Origin of the sequence: Variovorax sp. CCNWLW225, from assembly GCF_037204045.1 — a bacterium.
Classification (GTDB): domain Bacteria; phylum Pseudomonadota; class Gammaproteobacteria; order Burkholderiales; family Burkholderiaceae_C; genus Variovorax.
Genome location: NZ_JBBCBV010000001.1, coordinates 286394 through 306561, shown reverse-complemented (window position 1 = coordinate 306561; position 20168 = coordinate 286394). Strand labels below are relative to the sequence as shown.

Below are 20168 nucleotides of genomic sequence, written 5' to 3'. Positions count from 1 at the left end.
TTCAACTGTTTTCTGGACCTTTTTCGTGGCCTCCCAATCAACCTACCCTCCCAACGTTTTGCACTTCTGCCCTGGCTGATTGCCACCGGCTTCGGCATGTCCGCGCCTGCCTGGTCCCAGCAGCTCGCAGTACTGAATGAAGTGGTGGTGAGCGGCTCGCGTTCTGAACAGGCCAGGGACGACTTGCCGGTCAGCGTGGAGGTCATCAATCGGGAAGACATCGAGTCCAAGCAGATCAACGACATCCGCGATGCGGTGCGCGATCTGCCCAATGTTTCAGTCAAGCGCTCGCCAGCGCGCTTCGGGCTGGCGCAGGGCAACACGGGCCGCGACGGCAACGCCGGCTTCAACATTCGCGGGCTCGACGGCAACCGGGTGCTGCTGCTGACCGACGGCATCCGCACGCCGCGCAGCTACGTCTTCAGCGCCAACGCCTTCGGCCGCGACTACTTCGACATCGGCCTCGTCGAGCGCATCGAGATCATCAAGGGTCCGGCTTCGGCACTCTACGGTTCGGACGGCCTGGCCGGCCTGGTCAACTTCGTGACCCGCGAACCCGCGTCTTTCCTGCGTGAAGGCCGCAGCTTCGGTGGGAGTGCAAGCATCGGCTACAGCGGCGACGACAACGGCATGCGCGGCGGTGTCACGCTTGCCGGCAAGGCCAACGACACGTTGCAGTGGCTCATTTCGGCCAACGCAGGTCGCGCCAGCGAACTCGAGAACATGGGCACGCTCAATGTGCCCAATGTGGACCGCACCACGCCCAATCCGCAGCGCGACAGCAACCGCTCGCTGCTGGCCAAGGCCATTCTCACGCCCAACGCAGACCAGCGGCATTCGTTCACCTTCGAGCACATCGAGAAGACCAGCCGCTACGACCTGCTCTCGGGCATTGCCAAGCCTCCTTATGCGTCCACCTCCGTGGTCGGCCTCAACGCGAAGACCGACCTGGAGCGCGACCGCTTTACCTACGAAGGCCGGCTGCGCCTGAACGCCGCCGTGGCCGACAACCTGCTCGCGGTCGTGAGCTACCAGAAGGCCGAGTCGCGCGAGTTCATCTATGAGGACCGCTTCACCGCTGCCGACCGCACGCGCGACGTGACCTACGACGAGAACACCTGGCAGCTTGGCCTGCAGGCCGACAAGACGCTCCGCATGGGTGAGTGGGCGCAGAAGATCACCTACGGATTCGACTACACGCGCACCAACGTCGAGAACCTGCAGACTGGCCTCGTGCCGCCCACCGGCGAGAGCTATCCGCTCAAGCGCTTTCCCGATACGCGCGAAACGTCGTCGGCGTTCTACGTGCAGGATGAATTCATCCATGACCGCTGGAGCATCACGCCCGGCATTCGCTTCGACCGCTTCTCGCTCGACGCGAAGCAGGCCGGCTTCAACGCGCAGGCCGTGTCGCTGTCAGGCTCGGCTGTATCGCCCAAGCTGGGCGTGCTGTTCCGTGCCACGCCGCAATGGAGCGTCTACGGCAACTACGCATCCGGCTTCAAGGCGCCCAACGCGTTCCAGGTCAACAACTTTTTCGAGAACGTGATCCAGGGCTACAAGACGATTCCCAACCCGAATCTCAAGCCTGAAAAGAGCCAGAACATCGAACTCGGCGTGCGCGGGCGCACCGGCGTCCTGAGCTTCGACGTGGCTGCGTTCACCGGGGACTACAAGAACCTCATCGAGAACGACAAGCTCGTCGGCGGCCGCGGCATTCCGCGCATCGATCCGCTGGTGTACCAGTCGGTCAACGTGGGACGCGCGCGCATCAGCGGTTTCGAAATCAAGGGCGAGCTCGACTTCACCGAAAACGGCACCGGCTTTTCCGTGCCTTTTGCCTATGGCCAGACGCGCGGCCGCGACCGCACCAACAACCGGCCGCTCAACTCGATCGATCCGCAGAAGTTCAGCGCCGGCCTCAAGTACCAGGCGCCGTCCTGGAGCGTGCGCCTGGACGCAGTGCATCACAGCGCCAAGGAGTGGGAGGACGTCGATCGCAGCGAAGTGACGACCGGCCTGCAGTTCCGCACCCCGCAAGCCACCACGCTGGACATCAGCGCGCAGTGGCGCATCAAGAAGGACCTGCGCCTCAACGCCTCGGTGACCAACCTCACCAACAAGCGCTACTGGATGTGGAGCGATGTGCGCGGGGTGACAACAACCTCGGCCATTCGCGAGGCCTACACGCAGCCGGGCCGAAGCTTCAATGTCTCGCTCGTGGCCGACTTCTGAAACTGCCTCATGGCAACCCAGCAAATCAAACAACAGGAAACCCGATGACCTTGGAAGAAATTCGAGCTCGCTTCTCTGAACTGCGTGCCAAAGGCATGCGCCACAAGGATGCCGCCGCCGCCATGGGCTTGTCCGAAGGCGCGGCCATTGCGGCGCACACAGGCGCGCACGACAAGGCCCTGCGCGCCACGCGGCTCAACGGCCCATGGGTCGAACTGCTGCAGGCACTGGAGCTGTGCGGCCCGGTGCTTGCGCTGACGCGCAACGAGACCACGGTGCACGAGAAAACGGGCGTCTACGAGAAAGTCTCCGGCAGCGACAAGATGGGGCTCGCGTTGGGCGAGGCCATCGACCTGCGCCTTTTCTTCAGCCGCTGGCACGCAGGCTTTGCGGTGAATGAAGCGGCGGCCAATGCGGGCGTGCCGCCTTCGCTGAGCCTGCAGTTCTTCAATGCGCAGGGCGTGGCGGTCCACAAGATCTTCGCGCGGGACGCCACGGACCGCGATGCATTCCAATCGGTCGTCGACACGTACACCGCACCGGAAAGCACGGTGCAGTTCGAGCCGGCTGAAGACAAGGCCGTACCGCGCGACGACGGCACCATCGATGCACGCGGTCTCTCCGATGCATGGCGGGCCATGCAGGACACGCACGAGTTCTTCGGGCTGCTGAACAAGTTCGAGGCCGAGCGCCAGCAGAGCTTTCGCCTGACCGAAGGCGAGTTCACGCAACGCGCCGAACTGCACGCCGTTCGCGACCTGCTGCTCGAGGCGTCTTTCGACGGCACGCCGATCATGGTGTTCGTGGGCAGCCCCGGCTGCATACAGATTCACAGCGGCCAGGTGTCGCGGATCGAGCCGATGGAAATACCCAGCAGAGACGGGAACGCGCCGCCCGTTCGCTGGCTCAACGTGCTCGACACCGGCTTCAACCTGCATCTGCGGGAGGACTGCATCCAGAACGTGTGGATCGTCGAAAAGCCCACCAGCGACGGCATCGTCACCTCCGTCGAGGCCTTCGACAAGGACGGTGAGCTGATGGCCATGTTCTTCGGCGCGCGCAAGCCCGGCGTGCCCGAGCGCGAAGAGTGGCGCCGCATCGTGCGGAATCTTCCGCGTTCAACTCGGGCGACCGCGCAGTCCGCGTGAACGTCGCCAAAGACGCATCGTGCCTTGACTGTGATCCGATATCCAATGAGCGAACTTCACCTTGATCCGACTCCTTGCGCTGTGCATCGCCGCAAAGCGCTGCGCCTTCTCTCGGCCGCTTCGTTCGGTGCCGCCGCGCTACCCTTGTTCGCACAGCCGGCAAAGCTTCCGAGGCTGGTGACCGTGAGCGGTGCCATCACCGAGGTGGTGTATGCGCTCGGCGCGGAGGGCCAGCTCGTCGGCACCGACACCACCAGCCTTTACCCGGCTGCCGCACGCGGCACGCCCAAGGTCGGCTACATGCGGCAGTTGTCCGCCGAGGGGCTGCTGTCGCTGAAGCCGGATGCGATCATCGCGACCAATGAATCCGGTCCAGCGGTCGTGCTCGACCAGGTTCGCAGCGCCGGGGTCAAGATCGAGGTCATTGAGGCCGACCACACCTGGGGCGAGGTGCAGCGCAAGGTGCAGGCCGTTGGCCGTGCGGCCGCCAGGGAGGCGCAGGCGCGTGAACTGCAGGCCAGGCTCGATGCCGAATGGGCGCAGGTGCAGCAGCGCATCGGCGCTGCGAAGGGGCGCAAGCCGAAGGTGCTCTTCGTGCTGTCGCACAGCGCGAGTCCGCAGGTGTCGGGCGAGAAGACGGCGGCGCATTCGGTGATCGGCTTTGCGGGCGGCGTCAATGCGATGAGCGGCTTCCAGGGCTACCGTCCGATGACGGCCGAGGCCATGGCCAGCGCCGCGCCCGACGTCATCCTCACGAGCACCCAGAGTATCGAAGCCCACGGCGGCGTCGACCGGTTCTGGCAACGGCCCGAGCTCGCGCTTACGCCGGCTTATAGAAAGCGCGCGCTGATCACGCAGGACGCCTTGCTGCTGCTCGGCTTCGGTCCGCGCCTGCCGGCGGCGATCGGCGAGCTCCACGAGAAATTCCAGGCGGCGCTGGCATGAGCCAGCGCCTCGGTTTTGGAACCGTGTTGTGCGGCAGCATGCTGCTGCTCGCGGTGGCCTTTGCAACGGGAGCGATTTCGGGCGCCTATGCCATCAGTCTCTCGCAGCTCTGGAATGTGTTGGCCTCAGTGGGGCAGGGCAGTGCGGGCAATCCGTCGCCCGAGCACCTGGTGTTCCTCAACATTCGCCTGCCGCGGCTGATCCTCGGCATGGCGGCCGGCGCCGGGCTCGGCATGGCGGGCACCCTGATGCAGGGCCTGTTCCGCAATCCCTTGGCAGACCCCGGGCTGATCGGCATCAGCAGCGGGGCGGCGCTGGCAGCGGGCATCACCATCGTGCTCGGTGCCTGGTTCTGGCCCGTGCTGCCGCGCACGCTGGGAAGCTGGACACTGGTGGCCATGGCTTTCGGCGGCGGCTTCATCGTGACCCTGCTGATCTACAGCCTTTCCCGCAGCGAAGGCGGCACGCGCATGGCGCTGATGCTGCTGGCGGGCATTGCCATCAACGCGCTGGCAAGCGCGGGGCTCGGCCTGCTGAGCGTCATGGCCACCGACGAGCAGTTGCGCAGCCTGCAGTTCTGGCTCCTGGGCAGCCTGGGAGGCGCGCGCTGGAGCGCGGTGTTGCTCGTGTGCGCGGCGGTGTTTCTTTCTTGCTGGGCGGCGGCTTCACTTGCTTCGCCGCTGAACGCCATTGCGCTCGGCGAGGCGCAGGCGGCGCTGCTCGGGGTGGACGTCGAGCGCACCAAGCGGCGCGCCGTCGTCATCACGGCGGTGGCCGTGGGGGCGATAACGGCCACGACCGGAATCATCGGCTTCATCGGGCTGATTGCGCCGCACTGGGTGCGCATGCTGGCCGGGCCTGATCACCGCGTGGTGCTGCCGGCCTCGGCTCTGCTGGGCGCCGTGCTGGTGCTTGCAGCCGATACGGTGGCGCGGACCGTGATTGCGCCTGCCGAGTTGCCGCTGGGCGTGCTCACCGCGTTGATCGGCGTGCCCGTGTTCTTGCTGATGCTGCGGCATTTCAGGGGGCGCATATGACGTCGGCCGAGCACAACCGGGCGCCGCTGCTGTCGTGCGCGGAGGTGGAGGTTCGCATGGGCGCCAAACTGCTGCTGGCCAACGCCTCGGTAAACCTGGCGCCGGGCCGCGTGACGGCCATCCTCGGCCCGAACGGCGCGGGCAAGTCGACCCTTCTGTCGGTGCTTTCAGGCCAGCGCGAGCCGACGCGGGGCAGGGTTGTGCTCGACGGCCGGCCGCTCGCGGACCATGGCATGGCGGCGCTGGCGTTGCGTCGCGCGCTGATGCCGCAGGAAAGCGCGGTCGCGTTCGACTTCACCGCGCAGGACATCGTCGCACTCGGCCGCTATCCGCACCGCCGCGCACCGGCTCGAGACGAAGACGACATCATCGGCCGCGCCATGGCGCTGACCGATGTCACGGCGCTGGCGACCCGCATCCTCAATACCTTGTCGGGCGGCGAAAAAGCCCGGGTTCATCTGGCGCGTGCGCTGGCGCAGCTGTGGCATCCGCGTCCGGACGGCGCCACCCGCTGGCTGCTGCTCGACGAGCCCACCGCGGCGCTGGACCTCGCGCACCAGCATTCGGCGATGCGGTTGCTTCGGGCCTGGGCGGCGCAGGGCGTGGGTGTGGTCGCCGTGCTGCATGACCTGAATCTCGCGCGCCGGTACGCCGACCAGGTCGTGGTGCTCGGTGCGGCGGAGGGGCTGCGGCAGGGGCCAACGGCCGAAGTGCTGCAGCCGGAGTTGATCGAGGCGGTCTGGGGCATGCCCTGCCAGCCGGTCAGCAGTGCCGATGGAACGCTGCAATACCTGTTTGGCTAGCGGGCGAGCGATGCCGTTGAAGCTGGCGCTTCAGCTTCAGTAGGTCAGCCGCTCGGGCTTCAACTCCTGCAGGATGGTGGTGGCAATTTCCTCGATCGACTTGGTGGTCGTCGAAAGCCACCGGATGCCGGCCCGGCGCATCATGGCTTCGGCCTCGCTCACCTCGTTGCGGCAGTTCTCGAGGCTGGCGTAGCGCGAATCCGGCCGGCGTTCATTGCGGATCTGGCTCAGCCGCTCGGGCTGGATGGTCAGCCCGAAGATCTTCTTGCGATGGGGCATCAAGGCCGGCGGCAGCTGGCGGCGCTCGAAATCTTCAGGAATCAACGGGTAGTTGGCGGCCTTCAGGCCATGCTGCATGGCCAGGTAGAGCGAGGTTGGCGTCTTGCCGCTTCGGCTCACGCCCACCAGGATCACGTCCGCGCCTTCCAGGTCGCGGTTGCTCTGGCCGTCGTCGTGCGCCAGGCTGAAGTCGATGGCGGCGATGCGGGCGTCGTATTCCTTGCTCTTGCTGACGTCGCTGAAGCGGCCGATGCGGTGGTTCGACTTCACGGCCAGTTCAATTTCGAGCGGCCGCACGAAGGTGCCGAACATGTCGAGCAGCATGCCCTTGCAGCCGGTCTCGATGACTTCAAGCACTTCCATGTTGGCCAGCGTGGTGAAGACGATGGGGCGCACGCCCTCGAGCTCGGCCGTGTGGTTGATCTGCCGTACCGCCTGGTGCGCTTTGTCGACCGTGTCGGTAAAAGGCAGCCGGACATGGCGCGGTTTCATCTCGAACTGCGCGAGCACGGCGTTACCGAAAGTTTCAGCGGTGATGCCGGTGCCGTCTGAAATGAAGAAAACAGTGCGTGTATGCATGGTGTAGCTCTTGCGGCCTTGTCCTGCGGCGCGTGCAATCTCGCCACGCCTACAATCCGGGCCATTATCGGGAATCCGCTTTCCCTTGACCCAATTCTTTCCATGCACGCCGCGCCAGCACCCAAAAGCAACGACAACGATCGTGCCGCGCCGCCTGCATGCAGCACCGGTTTCAACTTCTGGAGCTTTCCCATGTCTGCACTTTTCGACGCGACCGCCCTGGTCGTACCGTTTGAAAACCTGAGGATGACCGACGTCGAGTCGGTCGGCGGCAAGAACGCCAGCCTCGGCGAAATGATCTCGCAGCTGCCGCAGGGTGTGCGGGTGCCCACGGGTTTTGCGACCACGGCGCACGCGTTTCGCCAGTTTCTGGCCCACGATGGGCTCGCCGACAAGATCAGCAAGCGGCTTGCAGCCCTGGACACCGAAGACGTGCGGGCGCTGGCCGCAGCCGGTGCTGAAATTCGCGCCATGGTCGAGGCCCAGCCTTTTCCGGCCGATCTGCAGAAAGCTATTACCGAAGCGTTCGCAAAGCTGAGCGCCGGCAATCCCGCCGCCTCTTTTGCCGTGCGCTCCTCGGCCACGGCCGAAGACCTGCCCGACGCTTCCTTTGCCGGCCAGCAGGAGACCTTCCTCAACGTGGTCGGCATCGAAGACGTGCTGCACAAGATGAAGGAGGTTTTTGCCTCGCTCTACAACGACCGCGCCATCAGCTACCGCGTGCACAAGGGCTTTGCGCACGACGTGGTGGCGCTCTCGGCCGGTGTGCAGCGCATGGTCCGCTCCGACCTGGGCGCGGCCGGCGTGATGTTCACCATCGACACCGAATCGGGCTTCGAAGACGTGGTGTTCATCACCTCGAGCTACGGCCTGGGCGAAACGGTGGTGCAGGGCGCCGTGAACCCCGACGAGTTCTATGTGCACAAGCCCACGCTGCGCGCCGGCAAGAAGGCCGTGATCCGCCGCAATCTCGGCTCCAAGCTGATCCAGATGGAGTTCGCGACGCCCGAAGAGAAAAAGGCCACCGGCAAGCTGGTAAAGACCACCGACGTGAAGGCCGAGCAGCGCAACCGCTATTCGCTGAGCGACGCCGACGTGGAGCAGCTCGCCAAATACGCGCTGGTCATCGAAGAACACTACGGCCGCCCGATGGACATCGAGTGGGGCAAGGACGGCACCGACGGCCAGCTCTACATCCTTCAGGCGCGTCCTGAAACCGTGAAGAGCCAGCAGCAGGGCAAGGCCGAGCAGCGCTACAAGCTGCTGGGCAAGGGCGCAGTGCTGGCCGAAGGCCGCGCCATCGGCCAGAAGATCGGCACCGGCCCCGTGCGGCTCGTGCACAACATCAGCGAGATGGACAAGGTGCAGGCCGGCGACGTGCTCGTCACCGACATGACCGACCCGAATTGGGAACCGGTGATGAAGCGCGCTGCCGCGATCGTCACCAACCGCGGCGGGCGCACCTGCCACGCGGCCATCATTGCGCGCGAACTCGGCATTCCGGCCGTGGTGGGCTGCGGCGACGCCACCGACCTGCTGAAGGAAGGCACGCTGGTGACCGTGAGCTGCGCCGAGGGCGACACCGGCTTCATTTACGACGGCCTGCTCGAAACCGAAGTGACCGAAGTGCAGCGCGGCGTGATGCCCGAGATCGACATCAAGATCATGATGAACGTCGGCAACCCGCAGCTGGCCTTCGACTTCGCGCAACTGCCCAACCATGGCGTGGGCCTCGCGCGGCTCGAGTTCATCATCAACAACAACATCGGCGTGCACCCGAAGGCGATCCTCGACTATCCGAACGTCGACAACGACCTGAAAAAGGCCGTCGAGTCGGTGGCCCGGGGCCACGCGTCGCCGCGCGCCTTCTACGTCGACAAGGTGGCGGAAGGCATTGCGACCATTGCCGCGGCCTTCTGGCCCAAGCAGGTCATCGTGCGCCTGTCGGACTTCAAGTCGAACGAGTACCGCAAGCTGATCGGCGGCAGCCGCTACGAGCCCGAAGAAGAAAACCCGATGCTCGGCTTCCGCGGTGCCGCCCGCTACCTGAGCAAGGACTTCGGCGAAGCCTTTGCCATGGAATGCGAGGCGCTCAAGCGCGTTCGCAACGACATGGGGCTCACCAACGTGCAGATCATGGTGCCCTTCGTGCGCACGCTGGGTCAGGCCGAGCGCGTGACCACGCTGCTTGGCGAGCACGGCCTGAAGCGCGGCGAGAACGAGCTCAAGCTGATCATGATGTGCGAGGTGCCGAGCAACGCCGTTCTGCCCGAGGAGTTCCTGAAGTTCTTCGACGGCTTCTCGATCGGCTCGAACGACCTGACCCAGCTCACGCTCGGCCTGGACCGCGATTCGGGCCTCGAACTGCTGGCCGCCGACTTCGACGAGCGCGACTTGGCCGTCAAGGCGCTGCTGAGCCGGGTCATCAAGGCCTGCAAGGCCGAAGGCAAGTACGTGGGTATCTGCGGCCAAGGCCCCAGCGACCATCCGGATTTCGCGCTTTGGCTGGCGGAAGAGGGCATCGAATCGATTTCCCTGAACCCCGACAGCGTCATCGACACCTGGCAGCAGCTCGCCAAGCGCTGACGAAAAAAGGGCGGTTGTAACCGCCCGGTAAGGCGGTCGTGGGAATCCCCATTGGGGAAATTCCCGCTTCCGCAGGGCACAAATGAATCAAAATGTGTTCTTTATGCCAGACTTGTGACGCTCACAAGGGCGGCAGTCGCTTGCGGGTTGCGCATGGCGAAATTGCCAGTCGCGCAAACCGGCGGTACATCGCGGAAGAAACATCATGATTCTTGTCAAGACAGAAGCCGGACAGCAGGTGTTCAAGGACCGTTCGGTGCCGCTTTCGCCGCGCCAGCGCACGGCGTTCATCCTGTTCGACGGCAAGCGCTCGGTCGATGAGGTGCTGGCTGCGGGAAACGGCATTGCACGCGAAGAGATCGACCAGATGGTCGACCTGGGGCTGCTCCAGCCAGCGGCGGGAAGCAAAGCGGCTGCGGCGCCCAAGGCACCCGAACCCGCCACCGCAGGCAAGACGGCGGCAACCGCCGCGCCGCAGCCTTCCGGCGGAAGCAGGCCACCCGAGTCAGCAAAGCCGAAGCCGGCCGAACCCGCGCCCGCGCCCGCGGCCGCGCCCGCTGCGGGCCGCAGCCGGCAGCAGCGCTACAAGGACGCCTATCCCATCGCCACTCAGCTGACTGGAGCCCTCGGGCTGATGGGCTTCCGGCTCAACCTGCAGGTCGAAGGCACCACCAGCTATGAAGACCTGGTGGCGCTGGCGCCCAAGATACGCGCCGCGGTGGGCGCCGAGAAGGCGGCGGCCCTCGACAAGGCCTTGAACGACTGAGCACTGGACCAACGCCGTGCCTATAGTGCTACAATAGCCGGCTTTGCCTTGCCACACTGCGCCCGACGCTGCAGGTGGCTTTTCCTCTTCCACGGAAGAATCCACAAGGAGTGCCATGCGTCACTACGAAATCATTTTGCTGATCCACCCGGATCAGAGCGAACAAGTTCCGGCCATGCTGGAGCGCTACAAGGGCCTGATCACGGCCGGCGGCGGCAAAGTCCACCGCGTTGAAGACTGGGGCCGCCGTCAGCTGGCCTACCAGATCAACAAGCTCAACAAGGCGCACTACCTGTGCGTCAACATTGAAGCCGAACAAGCCGTGATGGGCGAACTCGAACACGCGTTCAAGTTCAACGACGCCGTGCTGCGCCACCTCACCGTCCAGAAGAAGAAGGCCGAAACCGGTCCTTCGTCGATGATGAAGACGGTCGAGCGCGAAGAAGCCCGCAAGGCCCAGCAGGCCGAGTACGCCGCCAACAACAGCTGATAGCGGCGTGACCGCTGCCGCTGCTGCGGCAACCGGGGTCAATCAGCTCCTGCTGACAGCCTCCGTTGCCGAACTCGGAACCTTGCGATACACGCCCGCCGGCCTTCCCGCCATCGACCTGAAGCTCGAACACGAGTCGACGCTTCAGGAGGCAGGAAAAGCCAGGCAGGTGAAAACGGCCCTCAAGGCCGTTGCCTTCGGCGCCATCGCCGAACGGCTCGCAACGCAGTCGATGGGTAGTCTCTGGTGTTTTCAGGGATTTCTCGCGACACCGGGCAACGGCAAGCATCCGGTCCTGCACATTCAGGATTTTCAGCAAAATTAATTTTCGACAAGAGGTCCCCAAATGGCCACGTTCAAGAAATTCAACAAAGACAAGCGCCCGAAGCGCAACACCCAGTCGCTGCTGTTCAAGCGCAAGCGCTTCTGCCGCTTCACCGTCGCTGGCGTCGAGGAAATCGACTACAAGGACATCGACACGCTGCGTGACTTCATCAGCGAAAACGGCAAGATCATCCCCGCACGCCTGACCGGCACGCGCGCGATCTACCAGCGCCAGCTCAACACCGCGATCAAGCGCGCACGCTTCCTCGCGATGGTGCCGTACAGCGACCAGCACCGCGTCTAAGGAGCAAGCACCATGCAAATCATTCTTCTGGACAAGGTTGTCAACGTCGGTGGCCTGGGCGATATCGTCAAGGTCAAGGACGGCTACGCACGCAACTTCCTGATTCCGTCGGGCCGCGCCCGCCGCGCCACCGCTGCCAACAAGGCCGAATTCGAAGCCAAGCGCGCCGAACTCGAAAAGGCTGCGGCCGCCAAGCTGGCCGAATCGCAAGCCCAGGGCGAGAAGCTCGGCGGTACGACCATCAAGCTGACCCAAAAGGCTGGCGTTGACGGCCGTCTGTTCGGCTCGGTCACCAACGGCGACATCGCCGAAGAGCTCGGCAAGCAAGGCTACAAGGTTGCCAAGTCGCAAGTGCGCCTGCCCAACGGCCCGATCAAGGTCGTCGGCGACAGCACCGTGAGCGTTGCGCTGCACACCGACGTGGTGGTCGACATCACCGTGACGGTCTACGGCGAAACCGCCTGATCGTCATTGCGGCGCCTTGTGCGCTGCCGCAAAAGCCGCCTCCGGGCGGCTTTTGTTTTTGTGCCTCTGGGTTTTCCACTCCGTTGCACCGGAAGATCACCGTTTATTCACAACCTTGTCCACACGCGCAACGCCGTGCGCGGCTTAGCATGCAGGGTTGCAAGGGAAGTCCATGTCCGCCGTTTTCTCCTATGCCGACAATGACCCGTCGGCCGATCGCCAAGTTGCCAAACTCCGCATTCCGCCTCACTCGATCGAGGCCGAGTCGAGCGTGCTCGGCGGCCTGCTGCTCGACAACGGCGCATGGGACCGCATGGGCGACCTGCTGGTGGACGGCGACTTCTACCGCCACGAACACAAGCTGATCTACGCGGCCATCGGCGGGCTGATCAATGCCAGCAAGCCGGCCGACGTCATTACCGTTTACGAGCAGCTGCAGGGCCTGGGCAAGGCCGAGGAAATTGGCGGGCTGGTCTACCTGAACTCGCTCGCGCAATATGTGCCAAGCGCGAGCAACATTCGCCGCTACGCCGAGATCGTGCGCGAGCGCTCCATCTTGCGAAAGCTGGTATCCGCCAGCGACGAGATCGCGACCAACGCCTTCAACACGCAGGGCAAGTCGGTCGACAAGATCCTGGACGAGGCCGAGCAGAAGATCTTCAACATCGGCGAAGAAGGCACGCGGATGAAGCAGGGCTTCCAGAGCATGGACGCCCTGGTGGTCGAACTGCTCGACCGCGTGACCGAGATGGCCGAGAACCCAAACGACATCACGGGCGTGCGCACGGGCTTCTACGAGTTCGACAAGATGACCTCGGGCCTGCAGCCGGGCGACATGATCGTGCTGGCTGCGCGTCCCTCCATGGGCAAGACCTCGCTGGCCATCAACATTGCCGAGCACGTGGCCCTGAACGAAGGGCTGCCGGTGGCGGTCTTCTCGATGGAAATGGGTGCCTCGCAGTTGGCGGTGCGTATCGTCGGCTCGATCGGGCGCATCGACCAGGGGCACCTGCGCACCGGCAAGCTCAGCGACGAAGAGTGGCCGCGCCTGACAGAGGCCATCGAGAAGCTGCGCAATGTGTCGCTGCACATCGACGAAACGCCGGGCCTCTCTACCAGTGAGCTGCGGGCCAATGCACGCCGGCTCGCGCGGCAGTACGGGCGGCTCGGCCTGATCGTGGTCGACTACCTGCAGCTCATGTCGACCAGCATGAGCGGCGACGAGAACCGCGCGACCGCGGTGGGCGAAATTTCCCGCGGCCTGAAGATGCTCGCCAAGGAACTCAAGTGCCCGGTGATCGCGCTGTCGCAGCTGAGCCGAGGCGTTGAAAGCCGTACCGACAAGCGCCCCATGATGAGCGACTTGCGCGAATCCGGCGCCATCGAGCAGGATGCGGACATCATCATGTTCATCTACCGCGACGACTACTACGACAAGAACAGCAAGGAGCCGGGCGTGGCCGAGGTGATCATCAGCAAGCACCGGAACGGGCCCACGGGCACCGTGAAGCTGGCTTTCCTGAAGCCGCTCACCAAGTTCGAGAATCTGGCCAGCTACGGCAGCAGCGACGACTACTGACGCTGCGGACTTAGCGTGGCCGCTGCTGTTTCCGCAGCGTTGCATTCGGCCGCAGCCCGCGCCTTCAGCTGGCGCATCATGTCGGCCAGTGTCTTGCCCGCTTCGTCGCGAAACCGCTCCGGCAGCACATCGACCGCATCCATGCGGTCGAGGCGAAAACCTCGAAAGTCGCTGCGCAGCTCGCACCAGGTCGAAAGCGTCCAGACCTTGCCCCAGTAGAAGCAGCCGAGCGGACGCACAGTGCGCTCGCTGGCATCGCCCGATACATCGCGATAGCTGAGGCGCAGCTTCTGGTGCGCTTCGACGGCCTCGCGCAAGATCTGCAGCCTGGCTCGGATGGTGTCATCCAAGCCCAGCGCGGGAGCATAGAGCGCCAGCGCCTCAGCCGACACGCGTGCCGCCGCCGGCAGCACCGAAAGAATCTTGCCCAGCCCCGTTTCGATGTTGCGCGCCAGCGCCGGATCGACCCAGCTCTGCGCGAGCCGGGCCGCGGCCACGAGCGCTGACGCCTCTTCCTGGCTGAACATCAGCGGCGGCAGCTCGAAGCCCGCACCAAGCCTGTAGCCCACGCCCGCTTCGCCTTCGATGGGCACGCCCTGGTGCTGAAGGTCGGCGACGTCGCGGTACACGGTGCGTTCCGACACTTCCAGGCGCTGCGCCAGGAAGGCGGCCGTGGTGAGCCGCCGGCCGCGGATGATCTGCACGAGCTGGAACAGGCGGTCGGCGCGGCGCATCAGTGTGTCCGGGCCAGTTTCTTCGCGAAGTCTTCGACGAAGTAGCGCTTGCCGCGCTGCACGACTGTGTGGCCTTCGGCCTCGAGCCTTGTCATTTGCGCCTCGATGCCACCCGGATATTTGGCGTTGAGCTCGCCGCCGATCTTGAGCGTGCGCCAGTAAGGCGTCTCGGCCTCCGCCTGCACGGCTTCTGCGGCCGCATGCGCGACCATGTGCGCAAAGATCGCCGTCGTCACCGTGCAGCCGATGGTGGCACCGTGGCGCACGGCAATGTTCTCGCCAATGCCAGAGACGGTGGCGAGCCGGCCTTCCGGAATTTCCCGCATCGCCTCTTCGACCTCGCGGGGTGAGGGCGTCGCGATGGTGCCCTCGCCGTGCCGCTTGCGCAGGGGTGGAGGAATCTCCTTGACGTTCGGCAGGTGAGGGTAGCCGGCGAGCCTGTCGCGCCAGCTCTTCTTGGTGCTCATGAAATTCCGATGTGGATCGCCACTTTGTCAGGCCCGTCGTACGCTTCGAAATCGCTGCGGTAGCGGCGCGTGATTGTGGGGTTTGCCTCGAAATACTGCCAGATGCGCTGCCAGGTATCGATCACCATGTGCGGCATTTCACCTTGGCCGGAAAAGACGAGGTAGTCACCGGCTTCGATGCCCACTGCCCCTGTTCCGTCCGAAACGGCCACACCCACAGTCACGTCGAACGCGCCATGGGCGTCGGACTCATAGCCGGAGTACACGCCGAAGATGCGGGCGTCCTGCGTGCGGTGGGGCGTCGAGCGGTAGGTCTCCTCGGTGAAGAAGCGGTTCCACAACGGGCCGATGCGGGCCGTGGCAGCGTCGTTCTCTTCGCTGTTCTTGGTGCGGGCCGTGAGGCCCGCGACCTGAAATTCGCCATGGTGCTGGCGGACCGGTTCCATCTGGTTCTTCTCCTGCATGAATGATGTCTTGATGTTGTTGGGGCCGTGCTGCGAAGCGCTGCGGCTCGTCGATCAGGCAAGGGCGTGGAGCCCGACTTCGTTGCCCTCGGTATCGCGCAGATGGGCAATGAAACCCATACCCTCGGGCAGCGCCGATTTGGGCGCCACGATCTGGCCGCCGGCCGCCTCGACGCGGGCAAGCACGGCATCGATGCTCGGCATGCAATCGAGGTAGATGCGGATGCCGCTGCCCGCGCGTGCGCTGGGATTGGCGTTGGCACCGGCCTGCAGGGCACCGCCCGTGGCCGGATTGTCGTAGGGAAAGACGGCGAGCGTTTCACCGCCGAACTCTTGGCGGCGCAGCGTGCGGCCAAGAACGGTTTCGTAGAAGGCTTGCGCACGGTCGATGTCGGCGACCGGAATCTCGAACCAGCTGATGGCGTTTTGCATGAAGTGCTCTCTTTCGTTTGTGCGTTGAAGGAGCCTCGATGGTGCGGACAGGCTCCTGACAACGTCGTGTCAGGAGCCTGTCACCACGGACGAAAAAAAGCCCGCGCATGCTCCTGGGAGCATGCGCGGGCCTTGATTGCTCGGCAGTCGCGGGGAGGGCGGCCTAGAGCACGTCGCTCGCGAAGTCGGCCAGCCGCGAACGCTCGCCGCGCGCCAGCGTGATGTGCCCGCCGTGCGGCCAGCCCTTGAACTTGTCGACCGCGAAGGTCAGGCCCGAGGAGCCTTCCGTGAGGTACGGCGTGTCGATCTGCGCGAGGTTGCCCATGCAGATGATCTTGGTGCCAGGGCCAGCGCGGGTGATCAGCGTCTTCATCTGCTTGGGCGTCAGGTTCTGCGCTTCGTCGATGATCACGTACTTGTTCAGGAAGGTGCGGCCGCGCATGAAGTTCATGCTCTTGACCTTGATGCGGCTGCGGATCAGCTCGTTGGTGGCCGCGCGGCCCCATTCGCCGGCGCCGCCACCATCGCCCTTGGCCAGGAACTCGAGGTTGTCGTCGAGCGCGCCCATCCAGGGGCCCATTTTTTCTTCCTCGGTGCCAGGCAGGAAGCCGATGTCCTCGCCCACGCTCACCGTGGCGCGGGTCATGATGATCTCGGTGTAGCGGCGGTCGTCGAGCACCTGCGTCAGGCCCGACGCCAGCGCCATCAGCGTCTTGCCGGTGCCGGCCGTGCCGGTGAGGGTGACGAAATCGACCTCTGGATCCATCAGCAGGTTCATCGCGAAGTTCTGCTCGCGGTTGCGCGTGTTCACGCCCCACACCGCGTTCTTGCCCGAGCTGTAGTCCTTCAGCGTCTTGAACACCGCGGTCTTGTCGCGGATTTCGGTGACGCGCGCATACATGCTTGGCTCGCCCGGCGCCTCGAAGTACACAAACTGGTTGATGTACAGGTTGGGCACCAGCGGGCCGCTGATCCGGTAGAAGGTGCTGCTGCCGCTTTGCCAGCTTTCGACCGTCTTGCTTTGGCGCGTCCAGAAGTCGGCCGGCAGCGCGAGCGAGCCCGCGTAGAGCAGGTCGCCGTCCTCCAGCGTCTTGTCGTTCTGGTAGTCGTCGGCGGCCAGGCCGAGGGCGCGCGCCTTGACGCGCATGTTGATGTCCTTCGACACCAGCACCACCTCTTGCTTGGGACGGCCGGGCTGGTCCTTGGCGTACTGGTCGCGCAAAGCCTGGACCACGCCGAGGATCTGGTTGTCCGCCTTGCCCTGGGGCAGGCTGACCGGCAGCGAATAGTCGAGCGGCGCGGTCTGGAAGAACAGCTTGCCGCCGGCCTCGCGGTGGCCCGTGGTGTCGAGTTTCAGGCCCTTGGCAATGTCGGCGTCTTGCGCTGCCGCCAGGGCGTCGAGCGTGCGGCTGGTCTGGCGGCCGTTGCGGGCCACTTCCGTGGTGCCCTTCTTGTGGCCGTCCAGTTCCTCGAGCACGATCATCGGCAGGAAGATGTCGTGTTCCTCGAAGCGGAACAGGCACATCGGGTCGTGCAGAAGCACGTTCGTATCGAGCACGAACAGCTTGGCCGGTCCATTGGACTTGGCGCGCTTGGTGCGGGCCGGAGCCTGCGGCACCGCCACTTGCGCCGGCGCCGGCACATAGGCCGCCGGTGGTGTTTCAGGCTCGCCGCGGGCAGCGGGCCGGTGCTCCCGGTTTCGGTCCTCGTTGCGTTCCTGGTTCCGCTCCTGGTTGCGGGACGAGGCAGGTTTCGACCGGCCACGCGTCGCAGGGGCGGCCTCCGCGCTGCCGCCGACCGCTTCCGCGGCATTGCGGTCGAACAATTCCAGGGGCTGGGAGCCGCTCGTCGAGGCCGAGTCGGCGCGCGATTCGCCTGAGCGGCGCGATCCCTTGTGCGAGGAGCGGGCGGGTGCATCGTGCGCATCCGGCGAGAGCAATGCGGCGCGTTTCGTGGGGGCGGGAGGCAATGGCATGTGTCAGGTCGCTCGCAGGAGTTGGAAACCAGAAAACGAAAAAGCCGCCTGTAGACCAAGGCGGCTTTGTTCGGGGGATGCGGTCGTGGAGCTCAACGGCATGAGGCCATTATGCACACCGGCCGTGACGCGTCTCGTGCTCTTTGCACCGTTCGTTGGGCATTCCCCACGAAGCGAAGCAAAAGCGCACAGAAGGCGCTTCTTGTAACTGTCAGGCAGCCTTCTTGAGGGCCTTGACGGCCTTGAGCACGTCGTCGACATGGCCGGGGACCTTGAGGCCGCGCCATTCGGCCTTCAGGATGCCGTCGGCGCCGATGAGGAAGGTGCTGCGCTCGATGCCCTTGACCTTCTTGCCGTACATGATCTTGTTCTTGACCACGCCGAACATGTGGCACATTTTTTCTTCGGTGTCGGCGATGAGTTCGAACGGGAGTTCGAGCTTGGCCTTGAACTCGTCGTGCGACTTCATGTTGTCGCGGGACACGCCGAACACGGTGGCGCCGGCTTTTTCGAAGTCCTTGTAGCGGTCGCGAAACTGCATGGCTTCGGTCGTGCAACCCGGAGTGTTATCTTTCGGGTAAAAATACATGACCAGCACGTGGCCGAGGTGCGAGGTATTCGAGACTTTCAAGCCGCCCGTGGCGTTGGCGTCGAATTCAGGAATGGGTTTGTTGACAACGATCGCCATGAAACTTGTTTTCTCCGTTGGTTTCCATTGAATCGAGCTCTTTCGGGCAGACTCGATGAATGGAGGATTGGTCGTTGCTAACTGAGGGCAGCTGGCCTGTTCGCAACCCGGTATTTTACCCCGAAAAGCGCCCCCTCAGCCATCCTGGGGCGGTTCGACCAGCAGGGCGGCAATCACATGGCGGCCTTCGCCGGCCAGGATGTTGTAGGTACGGCAGGCGGCAGGGGTGTCCATGGTTTCCACGCCGGTGCGCCTGGCCATGAGCGGCTGCAGCCAGGCGGCCTGTGGAAAACGGATGCGCGATCCGCTTCCAAAAATGATCAATTCCGCGCCAAGCGAGGCCAACTGAGCGAAATGCTCGGGCCCCAGCTGGTCGAAGCGTGTGCAATTCCATTCGAAGCGCTCGCCCCGGGAGCCGACCACCACGCTGCCCTCGACCTTCTCGTTGTTGATCGCAACCCACCCGGGGCCGTGAGCGGTAAGGGACTGGGCGTCGGATTTGTCGGGCTGGAGCTTCATCGGGGCACTGGGAACTGTGGTCAAATTATAGGTTTTCCCCAGTGACACGAGGCCTCCAAGGGCCTTTCGACATCGAGTAACCCGCGCCCGGGAGGGCCCTTTGAAGCAGTTCAAGAAATCGGCCAAGCTGGCCAATGTGCTCTACGACATCCGCGGCCCCATCATGGACGCCGCGAAGCAGATGGAGGAAGAGGGCCAGAAAATCATCAAGCTCAACATTGGCAACCTGGCTGTGTTCGGTTTCGATGCGCCCGAGGAAGTGCAGCAGGACATGATCCGCAACCTGCCGGCCTCGGCGGGCTATTCGGACAGCAAGGGCATCTTCGCGGCGCGCAAGGCCGTGATGCACGAAACGCAGAAGCAGGGCATTGCCGGCGTCACGCTCGACGACATCTACCTGGGCAACGGCGCGAGCGAACTGATCGCCATGGCCACCAACGCGCTGCTGAACGACGGCGACGAAATGCTGCTTCCGGCGCCCGACTACCCCCTGTGGACGGCCGCATCGAGCCTTTCGGGCGGCACGCCGGTGCACTACCTGTGCGACGAGGCCAACGGATGGATGCCCGACCTGGACGACATCCGCGCCAAGATCACGCCCCGCACCAAGGGCATCGTGGTCATCAACCCCAACAACCCCACGGGTGCGCTCTATTCCGACGAATTGCTCAAGAGCATCGTGGCCATTGCGCGCGAACACGACCTGGTGATCTTCGCGGACGAGGTCTACGACAAGGTGCTGTACGACAACGTCAAGCACACCGCCATCGCGAGCCTTTCGACCGACGTGCTCACGCTCACCTTCAATTCGCTTTCCAAGAGCTACCGTTCGTGCGGCTATCGCGCGGGCTGGCTCGTGGTGTCGGGCGACAAGAAGCGCGCGCGGGACTACATCGAGGGCCTGAACATGCTCTCGAACATGCGTCTTTGCGCCAACGTGCCCGGCCAGTGGGCCATTCAGACTGCCCTTGGCGGCTACCAGAGCATCAACGACCTGGTGGGCGACGGCGGCCGCCTGCGGCGCCAGCGCGACCTGGCCTACGAGCTGATCACGGCCATTCCGGGCGTGAGCTGCGTCAAGCCCAGTGCGGCGCTGTACATGTTTCCCAAGCTCGACCCGAAGATCTATCCCATCGAGGACGACCGGCAGTTCTTTCTCGAGCTGCTGAGAGAAACCAAGGTCATGCTGGTGCAGGGCACGGGCTTCAACTGGGCCACGCCGGACCACTTCCGCATCGTGTTCCTGCCTCATGAGGACGACCTGCGCGAAGCGATCCACCGCATTGCCAGATTCCTGGAGCTGTACCGCCTGCGCAGCAAGACCGACTGACACGAACCCTCAACGCGAA

21 protein-coding genes are annotated in these 20168 nt (G+C 64.4%); 13 read left to right on the top strand and 8 right to left on the bottom strand.

The window, feature by feature from the left end:
• The first annotated feature begins 96 nt into the window (after positions 1-96).
• From V9L20_RS01550 to V9L20_RS01530, 5 genes are read left to right on the top strand one after another with little or no spacing between them, the layout of a single operon-like run.
• Positions 97-2235, top strand: a complete 2139-nt coding sequence (locus V9L20_RS01550) for a TonB-dependent hemoglobin/transferrin/lactoferrin family receptor (protein ID WP_337295233.1) — start codon at positions 97-99, stop codon at positions 2233-2235.
• A 44-nt stretch (positions 2236-2279) separates the two neighbouring features.
• A complete protein-coding gene (locus tag V9L20_RS01545; protein WP_337295232.1) occupies positions 2280-3383 on the top strand; it encodes a hemin-degrading factor in 1104 nt (367 codons plus the stop codon).
• 45 nt (positions 3384-3428) lie between these two features.
• A complete protein-coding gene (locus V9L20_RS01540; protein WP_337295231.1) occupies positions 3429-4328 on the top strand; it encodes a heme/hemin ABC transporter substrate-binding protein in 900 nt (299 codons plus the stop codon).
• Positions 4325-5365, top strand: a complete 1041-nt coding sequence (locus V9L20_RS01535; RefSeq protein WP_337295230.1) for a FecCD family ABC transporter permease — start codon at positions 4325-4327, stop codon at positions 5363-5365. The genes V9L20_RS01540 and V9L20_RS01535 overlap by 4 nt, the downstream gene beginning before the upstream one ends.
• Positions 5362-6168, top strand: coding sequence for a heme ABC transporter ATP-binding protein (locus V9L20_RS01530; protein WP_337295229.1), 807 nt, complete (start codon positions 5362-5364; stop codon positions 6166-6168). Before V9L20_RS01535 ends, V9L20_RS01530 begins: the two co-directional genes overlap by 4 nt.
• A 36-nt stretch (positions 6169-6204) precedes the next feature.
• Here V9L20_RS01530 and ppsR read toward each other — a convergent pair whose 3' ends face one another.
• Positions 6205-7026, bottom strand: a complete 822-nt coding sequence (gene ppsR / locus V9L20_RS01525; RefSeq protein WP_021006527.1) for a posphoenolpyruvate synthetase regulatory kinase/phosphorylase PpsR — start codon at positions 7024-7026, stop codon at positions 6205-6207.
• A gap of 192 nt (positions 7027-7218) precedes the next feature.
• On the opposite strand from ppsR, the gene ppsA reads away from it, so the two are divergent.
• The 7 genes from ppsA to dnaB all read left to right on the top strand — a co-directional run bounded on the left by ppsA (position 7219) and on the right by dnaB (position 13540).
• Complete coding sequence (gene ppsA, locus V9L20_RS01520) at positions 7219-9612, top strand: phosphoenolpyruvate synthase (protein WP_337295228.1); 2394 nt, start codon at positions 7219-7221, stop codon at positions 9610-9612.
• Between the two features lie 205 nt (positions 9613-9817).
• A complete protein-coding gene (locus tag V9L20_RS01515; protein ID WP_337295227.1) occupies positions 9818-10378 on the top strand; it encodes a hypothetical protein in 561 nt (186 codons plus the stop codon).
• A gap of 115 nt (positions 10379-10493) precedes the next feature.
• A complete protein-coding gene (rpsF, locus tag V9L20_RS01510) occupies positions 10494-10868 on the top strand; it encodes a 30S ribosomal protein S6 (RefSeq protein ID WP_126748861.1) in 375 nt (124 codons plus the stop codon).
• Between the two features lie 7 nt (positions 10869-10875).
• A complete protein-coding gene (gene priB, locus V9L20_RS01505; RefSeq protein WP_242631045.1) occupies positions 10876-11193 on the top strand; it encodes a primosomal replication protein N in 318 nt (105 codons plus the stop codon).
• Between the two features lie 21 nt (positions 11194-11214).
• Positions 11215-11496, top strand: coding sequence for a 30S ribosomal protein S18 (gene rpsR, locus V9L20_RS01500; protein ID WP_007830781.1), 282 nt, complete (start codon positions 11215-11217; stop codon positions 11494-11496).
• A gap of 12 nt (positions 11497-11508) precedes the next feature.
• Complete coding sequence (rplI, locus tag V9L20_RS01495) at positions 11509-11961, top strand: 50S ribosomal protein L9 (RefSeq protein WP_126748862.1); 453 nt, start codon at positions 11509-11511, stop codon at positions 11959-11961.
• Positions 11962-12133: 172 nt separating this feature from the next.
• Positions 12134-13540, top strand: a complete 1407-nt coding sequence (gene dnaB / locus V9L20_RS01490) for a replicative DNA helicase (protein WP_157613155.1) — start codon at positions 12134-12136, stop codon at positions 13538-13540.
• Here dnaB and V9L20_RS01485 read toward each other — a convergent pair.
• From V9L20_RS01485 to V9L20_RS01455, 7 genes are all read right to left on the bottom strand, one after another.
• Complete coding sequence (locus V9L20_RS01485) at positions 13534-14274, bottom strand: helix-turn-helix transcriptional regulator (RefSeq protein ID WP_337295226.1); 741 nt, start codon at positions 14272-14274, stop codon at positions 13534-13536. The genes dnaB and V9L20_RS01485 overlap by 7 nt on opposite strands.
• Positions 14274-14741, bottom strand: a complete 468-nt coding sequence (locus V9L20_RS01480) for a 6-O-methylguanine DNA methyltransferase (protein ID WP_337295225.1) — start codon at positions 14739-14741, stop codon at positions 14274-14276. Before V9L20_RS01480 ends, V9L20_RS01485 begins: the two co-directional genes overlap by 1 nt.
• On the bottom strand, positions 14738-15205 hold the full coding sequence (locus tag V9L20_RS01475) for a GyrI-like domain-containing protein (RefSeq protein ID WP_258505306.1): 468 nt from the start codon (positions 15203-15205) through the stop codon (positions 14738-14740). The genes V9L20_RS01480 and V9L20_RS01475 overlap by 4 nt, the downstream gene beginning before the upstream one ends.
• Positions 15206-15259: 54 nt before the next feature.
• Complete coding sequence (locus V9L20_RS01470) at positions 15260-15637, bottom strand: VOC family protein (RefSeq protein WP_337295224.1); 378 nt, start codon at positions 15635-15637, stop codon at positions 15260-15262.
• Between the two features lie 163 nt (positions 15638-15800).
• Complete coding sequence (locus V9L20_RS01465; protein WP_337295223.1) at positions 15801-17612, bottom strand: PhoH family protein; 1812 nt, start codon at positions 17610-17612, stop codon at positions 15801-15803.
• A 211-nt stretch (positions 17613-17823) separates the two neighbouring features.
• Positions 17824-18300: a peroxiredoxin gene (locus tag V9L20_RS01460; RefSeq protein ID WP_007830801.1), complete on the bottom strand. Its 477-nt coding sequence runs from the start codon at positions 18298-18300 to the stop codon at positions 17824-17826.
• Between the two features lie 135 nt (positions 18301-18435).
• Positions 18436-18819, bottom strand: a complete 384-nt coding sequence (locus V9L20_RS01455; protein WP_258505309.1) for an Mth938-like domain-containing protein — start codon at positions 18817-18819, stop codon at positions 18436-18438.
• Positions 18820-18919: 100 nt separating this feature from the next.
• On the opposite strand from V9L20_RS01455, the gene V9L20_RS01450 reads away from it, so the two are divergent.
• Positions 18920-20149 carry a pyridoxal phosphate-dependent aminotransferase gene (locus tag V9L20_RS01450; RefSeq protein ID WP_337295222.1) on the top strand — a complete coding sequence of 410 codons (1230 nt, stop codon included), beginning with the start codon at positions 18920-18922 and terminating at the stop codon, positions 20147-20149.
• Positions 20150-20168 lie beyond the last annotated feature (19 nt).

Excerpts from the sequence above, each read along its gene's own strand:
- V9L20_RS01550 (WP_337295233.1), top strand. The coding sequence starts at position 97 with ATGTCCGCGCCTGCCTGGTCCCAGCAGCTCGCAGTACTGAATGAAGTG.
- V9L20_RS01545 (WP_337295232.1), top strand. The coding sequence starts at position 2,280 with ATGACCTTGGAAGAAATTCGAGCTCGCTTCTCTGAACTGCGTGCCAAA.
- V9L20_RS01540 (WP_337295231.1), top strand. The coding sequence starts at position 3,429 with ATGAGCGAACTTCACCTTGATCCGACTCCTTGCGCTGTGCATCGCCGC.
- V9L20_RS01535 (WP_337295230.1), top strand. The coding sequence starts at position 4,325 with ATGAGCCAGCGCCTCGGTTTTGGAACCGTGTTGTGCGGCAGCATGCTG.
- V9L20_RS01530 (WP_337295229.1), top strand. The coding sequence starts at position 5,362 with ATGACGTCGGCCGAGCACAACCGGGCGCCGCTGCTGTCGTGCGCGGAG.
- ppsR (WP_021006527.1), bottom strand. The coding sequence starts at position 7,026 with ATGCATACACGCACTGTTTTCTTCATTTCAGACGGCACCGGCATCACC.
- ppsA (WP_337295228.1), top strand. The coding sequence starts at position 7,219 with ATGTCTGCACTTTTCGACGCGACCGCCCTGGTCGTACCGTTTGAAAAC.
- V9L20_RS01515 (WP_337295227.1), top strand. The coding sequence starts at position 9,818 with ATGATTCTTGTCAAGACAGAAGCCGGACAGCAGGTGTTCAAGGACCGT.
- rpsF (WP_126748861.1), top strand. The coding sequence starts at position 10,494 with ATGCGTCACTACGAAATCATTTTGCTGATCCACCCGGATCAGAGCGAA.
- rpsR (WP_007830781.1), top strand. The coding sequence starts at position 11,215 with ATGGCCACGTTCAAGAAATTCAACAAAGACAAGCGCCCGAAGCGCAAC.
- rplI (WP_126748862.1), top strand. The coding sequence starts at position 11,509 with ATGCAAATCATTCTTCTGGACAAGGTTGTCAACGTCGGTGGCCTGGGC.
- dnaB (WP_157613155.1), top strand. The coding sequence starts at position 12,134 with ATGTCCGCCGTTTTCTCCTATGCCGACAATGACCCGTCGGCCGATCGC.
- V9L20_RS01485 (WP_337295226.1), bottom strand. The coding sequence starts at position 14,274 with ATGCGCCGCGCCGACCGCCTGTTCCAGCTCGTGCAGATCATCCGCGGC.
- V9L20_RS01480 (WP_337295225.1), bottom strand. The coding sequence starts at position 14,741 with ATGAGCACCAAGAAGAGCTGGCGCGACAGGCTCGCCGGCTACCCTCAC.
- V9L20_RS01475 (WP_258505306.1), bottom strand. The coding sequence starts at position 15,205 with ATGCAGGAGAAGAACCAGATGGAACCGGTCCGCCAGCACCATGGCGAA.
- V9L20_RS01470 (WP_337295224.1), bottom strand. The coding sequence starts at position 15,637 with ATGCAAAACGCCATCAGCTGGTTCGAGATTCCGGTCGCCGACATCGAC.
- V9L20_RS01465 (WP_337295223.1), bottom strand. The coding sequence starts at position 17,612 with ATGCCATTGCCTCCCGCCCCCACGAAACGCGCCGCATTGCTCTCGCCG.
- V9L20_RS01460 (WP_007830801.1), bottom strand. The coding sequence starts at position 18,300 with ATGGCGATCGTTGTCAACAAACCCATTCCTGAATTCGACGCCAACGCC.
- V9L20_RS01455 (WP_258505309.1), bottom strand. The coding sequence starts at position 18,819 with ATGAAGCTCCAGCCCGACAAATCCGACGCCCAGTCCCTTACCGCTCAC.